Source organism: Methylobacterium sp. 190mf, from assembly GCF_900107945.1.
GTDB lineage: Bacteria > Pseudomonadota > Alphaproteobacteria > Rhizobiales > Beijerinckiaceae > Methylobacterium.
Genome location: NZ_FNVI01000062.1, coordinates 1 through 6,799 on the forward strand (window position 1 = coordinate 1; position 6,799 = coordinate 6,799).

At 72.4% G+C, this 6,799-nt stretch carries 12 protein-coding genes and 1 pseudogene; 9 read left to right on the forward strand and 4 right to left on the reverse strand.

The window, feature by feature from the left end; translation table 11 throughout:
* A pseudogene (locus C4T42_RS32660) lies at positions 1-174 on the reverse strand (porin family protein); the annotation flags it as partial.
* 371 nt (positions 175-545) lie between these two features.
* Between C4T42_RS32660 and C4T42_RS31005 the strand changes: the two are divergent.
* From C4T42_RS31005 to C4T42_RS31015, 4 genes are all read left to right on the forward strand, one after another.
* Complete coding sequence (locus tag C4T42_RS31005) at positions 546-1,040, forward strand: GAF domain-containing protein (protein WP_026605482.1); 495 nt, start codon at positions 546-548, stop codon at positions 1,038-1,040.
* A gap of 114 nt (positions 1,041-1,154) precedes the next feature.
* Positions 1,155-1,304, forward strand: coding sequence for a hypothetical protein (locus tag C4T42_RS32215; protein ID WP_020096531.1), 150 nt, complete (start codon positions 1,155-1,157; stop codon positions 1,302-1,304).
* Positions 1,305-1,449: 145 nt separating this feature from the next.
* Complete coding sequence (locus tag C4T42_RS31010) at positions 1,450-1,674, forward strand: hypothetical protein (protein ID WP_020096530.1); 225 nt, start codon at positions 1,450-1,452, stop codon at positions 1,672-1,674.
* Between the two features lie 339 nt (positions 1,675-2,013).
* A complete protein-coding gene (locus C4T42_RS31015) occupies positions 2,014-2,472 on the forward strand; it encodes a MucR family transcriptional regulator (protein ID WP_020096529.1) in 459 nt (152 codons plus the stop codon).
* Positions 2,473-2,548: 76 nt separating this feature from the next.
* Here the strand turns inward: C4T42_RS31015 and C4T42_RS31020 are convergent, their stop codons facing one another.
* On the reverse strand, positions 2,549-2,806 hold the full coding sequence (locus C4T42_RS31020; RefSeq protein ID WP_020096528.1) for a hypothetical protein: 258 nt from the start codon (positions 2,804-2,806) through the stop codon (positions 2,549-2,551).
* A 122-nt stretch (positions 2,807-2,928) separates the two neighbouring features.
* On the opposite strand from C4T42_RS31020, the gene C4T42_RS31025 reads away from it, so the two are divergent.
* Together C4T42_RS31025 and C4T42_RS31030 are read left to right on the forward strand one after the other, a co-directional pair.
* On the forward strand, positions 2,929-3,177 hold the full coding sequence (locus C4T42_RS31025; protein ID WP_020096527.1) for a hypothetical protein: 249 nt from the start codon (positions 2,929-2,931) through the stop codon (positions 3,175-3,177).
* 29 nt (positions 3,178-3,206) lie between these two features.
* Complete coding sequence (locus C4T42_RS31030; RefSeq protein ID WP_026605481.1) at positions 3,207-3,485, forward strand: hypothetical protein; 279 nt, start codon at positions 3,207-3,209, stop codon at positions 3,483-3,485.
* Between the two features lie 10 nt (positions 3,486-3,495).
* Here the strand turns inward: C4T42_RS31030 and C4T42_RS32835 are convergent, their stop codons facing one another.
* A complete protein-coding gene (locus C4T42_RS32835; protein ID WP_020096525.1) occupies positions 3,496-3,624 on the reverse strand; it encodes a hypothetical protein in 129 nt (42 codons plus the stop codon).
* A 204-nt stretch (positions 3,625-3,828) separates the two neighbouring features.
* On the opposite strand from C4T42_RS32835, the gene C4T42_RS31035 reads away from it, so the two are divergent.
* The 3 genes from C4T42_RS31035 (at position 3,829) to C4T42_RS31045 (ending at position 6,405) form a co-directional block, all read left to right on the forward strand.
* The gene (locus C4T42_RS31035) at positions 3,829-4,371 is read left to right on the forward strand and encodes a DUF3016 domain-containing protein (protein WP_020096524.1); all 543 of its coding nucleotides are present in this window, start codon (positions 3,829-3,831) and stop codon (positions 4,369-4,371) included.
* A 181-nt stretch (positions 4,372-4,552) separates the two neighbouring features.
* Positions 4,553-6,043, forward strand: coding sequence for an HWE histidine kinase domain-containing protein (locus C4T42_RS31040; protein WP_020096523.1), 1,491 nt, complete (start codon positions 4,553-4,555; stop codon positions 6,041-6,043).
* The gene (locus C4T42_RS31045) at positions 6,040-6,405 is read left to right on the forward strand and encodes a response regulator (protein WP_042672258.1); all 366 of its coding nucleotides are present in this window, start codon (positions 6,040-6,042) and stop codon (positions 6,403-6,405) included. The genes C4T42_RS31040 and C4T42_RS31045 overlap by 4 nt, the downstream gene beginning before the upstream one ends.
* A gap of 103 nt (positions 6,406-6,508) precedes the next feature.
* Here C4T42_RS31045 and C4T42_RS31050 read toward each other — a convergent pair whose 3' ends face one another.
* Positions 6,509-6,706 carry a hypothetical protein gene (locus C4T42_RS31050; RefSeq protein ID WP_020096521.1) on the reverse strand — a complete coding sequence of 66 codons (198 nt, stop codon included), beginning with the start codon at positions 6,704-6,706 and terminating at the stop codon, positions 6,509-6,511.
* Positions 6,707-6,799: the final 93 nt, after the last annotated feature.

Sequence of the window (6,799 nt, forward strand, 5' to 3'; positions counted from 1 at the left end):
GCTGGCGTCGAAGGCGTAGCCGGCGTTGATACCGAAGTAGGCGCCGGTCCAGGTGAAGACCGGGACGGGGGTGAACACCGGCGGCGGGGCGGCGCGGCGCGGCAGGTCGGCGGCCGAGGCGGCGCCGGTCAGGAGAGCCGTGGCGGCGCTCGCGAGCAGAAGCTTCTTGATCATCTGGTCCTCTGTCTCCCGTTGGACGGGATGTGTGCGGGGCGGACAGGACGTCAGGATGTGCGGGCGCGATAGTGCATTGTTGCAACAGCGCCGGCGGGGGTCCGGAGCCGGTGGACCGAAAGGTGCGCTGGAGCACATCATCGCGGCGTCGTGATCCGGTGTCGCGGAACTATTTCGCGACTTCTGTCGCGGAGGTCCGCCGCGACGACCAATATGCGCACGCTGCGACCGCACATCTCCGCGCGCCCGATTCCGTCGGCGAAACGCTTGATCCAGGTTGTTGCCCACCGCGCCGGTGCCCGACAAACTTGTACAGCGGCACCGCATGGGGCGTTGCCCGATCGATCGGAGTGCTCGCGGCCGCGTCCCACATGGATGAACTCTCCCTGGATCCCGCCTCGGGTCTGGTTCGGGCCGCCCACCGCCTGGCGACCGCCCGGTCCCTGGAGGACACGGTCGCGATCCTGCGCGAGACCGCGCGGGAGATCGCGGGCTCCGACGGGATCGCGGTGGTTCTGCGCGAGGGCGACGCCTCCTTCTACGCCGCCGAGGACGCCATCGAGCCGCTGTGGCGCGGTCGCAGGTTCCCGCTGACGGCGTGCATCTCGGGCCGCGCGATGCTCGACGACGCGACCATCGTGATCCCGGACATCGAGTGCGATCCCCGGGTGCCGCTCGCCCTCTACCGCCTGACCTCGATGCGCAGCCTCGTGATGGTTCCGATCGGCTCGCCCGAGCCCGTCGCCGCACTGGGCGCCTACTGGTGCGCCTCGGTCATCCCGGACGACGCGACGGTCCGCCGGCTCGAGGATCTGGCCCGGCACGCGGCCGCCGCCCTGGCGCGGCCGCGCCCGGCGGGATCGTGACGGTCGCGGCCGTGCGGGTCCGCGGCCGCAGGATCCCGTTCCGGCCGGGATCGATCGGCCGTCCCGGCCGTTCCCCGCCCTCAGGCCCCCGCACGGAAGACCCAGACCCGCCACATGAAGCGCCTCACCCTCATCGGCATCTTCATCGTCCTGCTGCTCGCCATCGTGGCGATCGCGGCCACGTGGTCGAAGGTCACGCCCGTCAATCCGGCGGTCGCGCCGGACACGTCCGCGACGCCCAACCCCACCGGCGAGCGGAAATGAGGCCGCGCTGACGCATCGCCCGGTACGCCGGTCCTGATCGGGGACGGGGCCGGACCGCCCGGTCCCGGCGACCGCGCCGGCCGCGCGGGGAACATGCGGCGACCTCCCGCCTTGGCCCTACACGAAGGACCGCAGGGAGGGACGGATGGGACAGGATGTCGACGCCGCACGCGAGGCCCTGGGGACGGTCCCGCCGGGCCGGCCGGCAGCCCCGGAGAAGCGGGCCGACCCGGCGGCCGGCGGCAGCGGTCCCCACGCCCCGGGCCCCGTTGATCCCGGCTCCGACGCGGCGCCGGAGAGCGGCGGCTACGACACCCGACCGCCCGCGCCGCAGCCCGACAACCGGAAGGGCGGGTACGGCGCCGGCTGAGGCGCGCGAACCCCCTTCATCCGTCCATCGCCCTCAAGGCGCGGCGCTTTGCCTGTGCCGGGGCGCGCGGGTCACCCGTCGAAGTCGCCTGCGGGCGCGCGGGGTCGCTGATCGGCGTCGTTCGAGGCTGTCGCGCGGTCAGCTGGGTCACCCCCGTCCGGACGCGCCGAGATCCTCTGCGGTCGATGCGGACGTGCAACGAACGGCGCACCCGTCGGCCTCCGCACGGCGCGAGAAAATCTAGAGATATTCATCGAGTCTTCGTTCTATATTTACGCTGTTTAAACCCTTGCCGCGCCCAAACCGTGGGAACGTAAATCGCTCGCTGGAAGTCCGATCATGAATGAGACCTTCGATGAGACATCCAACACCTTGGCCGTGATGACCGCCGAGCTTGTGGCCGCCTACGTGTCGAACAATCCGGTGCCGGCCGCGGAGCTGCCGGCCCTGATCGCACGGGTGCACGGCGCGATCAGCGGACTCGTCGCCGGGACGCCGGCGGCGCAGGCCGGCGCGGCCCCGCAGGCCGAGGTCGAGAAGCCGAGCGCGGCCCAGATCCGCAAGTCGGTCCGGCACGACGGGATCGTCAGCTTCATCGACGGCAAGCTCTACAAGACGCTGAAGCGCCACTTGGCCAGCCACGGCCTGGATCCGCGCAGCTACCGCGACAGCTACGGCCTGCCGACCGACTATCCGATGGTCGCCCCCGGTTACGCCGAGCAGCGCTCCGCCCTCGCCAAGGCGATCGGCCTGGGCCAGCCCGGCGCCATGGCGCGGCGCGGCGGCACGGACCACTGATCCCCGACAGGCGCGTCGCCGCCCGGGCGGCGAGACCGCCGGCTGCCCGGCCGACCGCGCGGTCATCGCCGGGCGGTCAACCCTCCGGGCCGGCGCGGCGCTTCTCCCGGACCCCGCCCGCCCCGGTGCGGCCGCGGGCGTAGCCCAGCGATATCAGCCCGCCCTGCCGGGCGAGGCGCCGCTCCAGCGCGTCGAGATCGACCAGAGCGTCCGCGATGGCCGCGACGAGCGCGGCCCACGCGTCACCCTTCGCCGCCCTGTGATAGGCCACGGCGATCGTCTCGGCCTCCCTGAGACGAATCTCCGCAGGGGCCGCCTCGGGATCTGGGTGCATCGCCGTCCGAATCCGTATAGAACATATCACGAACAAAGCGCATCGGCGCGGTGGGTTCAACCGCGGATGCGCCCCGTTCCCGGATCGCGGTGGAGTGCTGTGGATTGATCGAGGGAAGCTCAATGCCGACGCGGCTTTACCGCTTCCACTGCACGGACGGCCACGAGCTGGTGACCGACTTGCGCGGCAGCCGGTTTCCGAACGCGGCGCAGGTGCGGGCCCACGCCGATCGTGTCGCGCTCGCGCTGATGGAGCGGGTCGTGGAGCGGTTCGACTGGTCGGGCTGGCAGGTCGAGGTCTACGACGCCAAGGGCCGCCGGGTCTGGATCCGGGCCTTCCCGGATGTGTGCGTCGACAGGCGGGCCGCCTGAGACGGGTGGCCGAGCAGAAGGATAAGCAGATGGCGTTCAAGCCGAGATCCGCCGCCGAGACCAAGGCGCGCGACCTGGGTCTGGCCCTGGCCCGGATCGCCGAGGACGCGGGCACGCCGGCCCATATCGGCGTCGACCGCTTGCGGCGCGCGAGTCCCCGGCTGACCCCGCTGGCAGTGGGTCAGATGGTGCGCCGGGAGCGGGACACCGTCGAGGCGACCCTGGCCGAGCGCGGTCTGGCGCTCGTCGACTATTCCGATCAGGGGCCGGGTCGCGGGATGGAATTCGTCATCGACGCGGCGGCCTGAGCGGCGCGGGTCAGGCCGCCGCCGGGCGGCTCCGCAGCAGGCGGCCGACCAGGCGGAACGGCAGGAGCGGCAGCTTGATCAGCGCCGTGACCACCAGCACCGCCACGACGGTGAGAAGCGCGAGAACAGAGTTCATCATGCGCGTCGGACTCCCATGACCGGCTCGCCCCTCGGGCCGGGAGCGCTACGAGGCGCCCGGATCACGGCGAGACTATGGACGGTCGGGCGCCATTCGGTCGCAGCCGGACATCCGAGCGGGGCACTGGATACCGGGCCCCGTTCGGGCGGTTCTTCCCGGCAGGCCTGCCCCGGTCAGGCCGCCACACGCGGAGAGGAGTTCGGTATGCGCACGCGTCTCGCCGGAAGATCGGCCGCGCTCGCGGCCGCGGCCGCGCTCTCGGTGATCGGGTCGTCCGCGGCCCCCGCCCGGGCACAGCCGGCGGCACAGGCGCAGGTGGCCGTGCGCTACGCCGCGCCGGAGCGGTTCACCGATGCCGAGAACCGCTTCGGCTCCGGGCAGCCGCTCCGGGTCACCCTGGCCGAGCTGACCCGGATCTTCACGGATCTCGGCACGGCGCGGCTCCGCCCCGACGAGCGTCTCGACATCACGGTGCTCGACGTCGATCTGGCGGGCTTCGACCGGCCCGGCTTCGCGACCCCGACCGGCCTGCGGGTCGTGACGGACGCCACGCCGCCGCGGATCCGCCTCGCCTACAGCCTGCGTCGCGGCGGCCGCACCGTGTCACAGGGCGCGGACACGGTGACGGACATCAACTTCCTGCTGACGTCCAATCCCCGCTTCTCCACCGGCGGCCTCTACTACGAGCGGCAGATCCTGCGCGACTGGTTCGCCCGGCGCTTCCCGGAGCCCGCGGGCCGCGGCTAGAACCCGTCTGCCGGCCCGACGACGCGACCGGGCCGGAGCCGGCGGCGCCCCTACCGGGCAGAGGAGCGGTGTAGTAGCGTCGGCGTGACCCGCACGCCGGGCCGGCCGACCCGACCGGTCGCGGACCGGGCTTCCACCCTCTGCGCTCGCCCGAGCCGGAGTCTCACGAGTCGGTCACCGCATGAGCGAGGCCCGCATCTTCTCGGCCGGCTGCAGCGAGCTCGCCGACCTCGTCCGGAGCTTCGACTGGGCGAGGACGCCGCTGGGTCCCATCGCCGACTGGCCGCAGAGCCTGGTCTTCGCGGTCAGCACGCTGCTGCAATCGCCGGTGCCGATCGTGCTGCTCTGGGGCGAGGACGGCATCATGATCTACAACGACGCCTATTCGGGCTTCGCGGGCGGCCGCCATCCCGAGCTCCTCGGCTCGAAGGTGCGCGAGGGCTGGCCGGAGGTCGCCGACTTCAACGACAACGTCATGCGCGTCGGCCTCGCCGGCGGGACGCTGTCGTACAAGGACCAGCAACTGACCCTGCACCGCTACGGCCGGCCCGAGCCGGTCTGGATGAATCTCGACTACTCGCCGGTCTTCGGGGAGGACGGGCGCCCGGCCGGGGTCATCGCCATCGTGGTCGAGAGCACCGAGCGGGTTCTGGCCGAGCGCCGCCTGCGCGCGAGCGAGGAGCTGTTCCGCACCCTCGCCCAGGGCATCCCCCAGCTCGTCTGGCGCGCCGCGATCGACGGGGCCTGCATCTGGTCGAGCCCGCAATGGCACGCCTATACCGGGCAGACCGACGCGACGAGCCTGGGCTGGGGCTGGCTGGCGGCGGTCCATCCGGACGATGAGGCGGTCGCCGCGGCCGCGTGGCGCGACGCGCCGGTAAGCGGCCACCTCTCCTTCGAGCACCGGCTCCGCAACGCCGCCGAGGACCGGTTCTGCTGGTTCCAGACCCGCGCCGCGCCGGTCCGCGACGCGCAGGGCCGGATCGTCGAGTGGCTCGGCACCTCGACCGACATCGACGATCTGCGCCAGCTCCAGGAGCGGCAGCAGGTCATGGTCGCCGAGCTGCAGCACCGGACCCGGAACCTCCTCGGCGTCGTGCGCTCCATCGCCAAGCAGACCATGGCCCAGACCGGGCCCGGCGAGACGTTCCGGCAGCGGTTCAACGATCGCCTGTCCGCCCTCTCGCGGGTCCAGGGCCTCCTCTCGCGCTCCGATCAGGAACCGATCACGCTCCGCTCCCTGATCGAGACGGAACTCGCCGCCCTCGACGCCCCGGCCATGCCGGCGCGCATCCGGCTGCACGGGCCCGTGGTGCGGCTGCGCAAGGCGACGGTGCAGACCTTCGCGCTGGCCCTGCACGAGCTCGCCACCAACGCGCTGAAATACGGCGCGCTCACCACCGCGCAGGGACGCCTGAGCGTGACGTGGCGGACCTACCGGGCGGACGACGGCGGCGGCCGGCTGCTGGTGGAATGGGTGGAGGAGGGTCTCGTTCGCGGACCGGAGCTGGCGGACGCGGCGCCGCGGGGCGGCTACGGTCGGGAATTGATCGAGCACGCCCTACCCTACGCCCTGAAGGCGACGACCAGCTACGAACTCGGCGCCACGGCGCTACATTGCTCGATCAACATCCCGCTCCCCGAGGGAGAAGCCGCAGGCAACCCCGCATGACCTCGAAACCACGCGCGCTGGCCGGCAGGCGGGTCCTGCTCGTCGAGGACGACTACTTCATCGCCGTCGATCTCAAGTCCGGCTTCGAGGAAGGCGGCGCCCAGGTGCTGGGTCCGGTCGCGAGCGTCGGCGAGGCGCTGGCGCTGATCGCCGGCACGACCGAGATCGACGCCGCGGTCCTCGACATCAACCTGCAGGACGAGCTGGTCTATCCGGTGGCCGACGCGCTGCACGCGCGCGGTGTGCCCTTCCTGTTCGCGACCGGCTACGATCCGGTCGCCGTGCCCTCGCTCCACGGCGCCGTCGCTCTCTGCCAGAAGCCGATCGACCCGCAGGTCGTGGCGCGGGCGCTGTTCGGCTGACGTTTCCCGGCTGTCGGTGGCGCGAGCCGCGGCGGCGCGGCGGATGTTTCCTGTGAAACATCCGCGCGGGCATCGATTCCCGCGCTGCTGCGGGCGCCGCGCGTCAGCGGTCCCCGAAGAGGCGCGCGATCGCGCCGGCGGCCAGCCACAGGCCTCTCAGGAGCCACCAGACCAGCCGGCCCGCCTGGACCAGCAGCTCGACGGCTTCGAGACCGTCGAGCACGCGCCGGAAGAAGCCGCGCCGGCGGGCTGCCGGTGCGGGCTCGGGCGGTGGCTTATCCGGGCCGTCTCTCCCGCGCATGCGCGCCTCCGGACCACGGCGCCGGCCAAGTAAAGGCGGCGCCCCTCACCACGCGGCCTGGAGGCCGGCGGTGAACACCTGGGCGGTGGCGCC

What these genes read in the sequence shown, in the direction of transcription:
- C4T42_RS31005 (WP_026605482.1), top strand. Translation starts at nt 546, where the DNA reads ATGGATGAACTCTCCCTGGATCCCGCCTCGGGTCTGGTTCGGGCCGCC.
- C4T42_RS32215 (WP_020096531.1), top strand. Translation starts at nt 1,155, where the DNA reads ATGAAGCGCCTCACCCTCATCGGCATCTTCATCGTCCTGCTGCTCGCC.
- C4T42_RS31010 (WP_020096530.1), top strand. Translation starts at nt 1,450, where the DNA reads ATGGGACAGGATGTCGACGCCGCACGCGAGGCCCTGGGGACGGTCCCG.
- C4T42_RS31015 (WP_020096529.1), top strand. Translation starts at nt 2,014, where the DNA reads ATGAATGAGACCTTCGATGAGACATCCAACACCTTGGCCGTGATGACC.
- C4T42_RS31020 (WP_020096528.1), bottom strand. Translation starts at nt 2,806, where the DNA reads ATGCACCCAGATCCCGAGGCGGCCCCTGCGGAGATTCGTCTCAGGGAG.
- C4T42_RS31025 (WP_020096527.1), top strand. Translation starts at nt 2,929, where the DNA reads ATGCCGACGCGGCTTTACCGCTTCCACTGCACGGACGGCCACGAGCTG.
- C4T42_RS31030 (WP_026605481.1), top strand. Translation starts at nt 3,207, where the DNA reads ATGGCGTTCAAGCCGAGATCCGCCGCCGAGACCAAGGCGCGCGACCTG.
- C4T42_RS32835 (WP_020096525.1), bottom strand. Translation starts at nt 3,624, where the DNA reads ATGATGAACTCTGTTCTCGCGCTTCTCACCGTCGTGGCGGTGCTGGTG.
- C4T42_RS31035 (WP_020096524.1), top strand. Translation starts at nt 3,829, where the DNA reads ATGCGCACGCGTCTCGCCGGAAGATCGGCCGCGCTCGCGGCCGCGGCC.
- C4T42_RS31040 (WP_020096523.1), top strand. Translation starts at nt 4,553, where the DNA reads ATGAGCGAGGCCCGCATCTTCTCGGCCGGCTGCAGCGAGCTCGCCGAC.
- C4T42_RS31045 (WP_042672258.1), top strand. Translation starts at nt 6,040, where the DNA reads ATGACCTCGAAACCACGCGCGCTGGCCGGCAGGCGGGTCCTGCTCGTC.
- C4T42_RS31050 (WP_020096521.1), bottom strand. Translation starts at nt 6,706, where the DNA reads ATGCGCGGGAGAGACGGCCCGGATAAGCCACCGCCCGAGCCCGCACCG.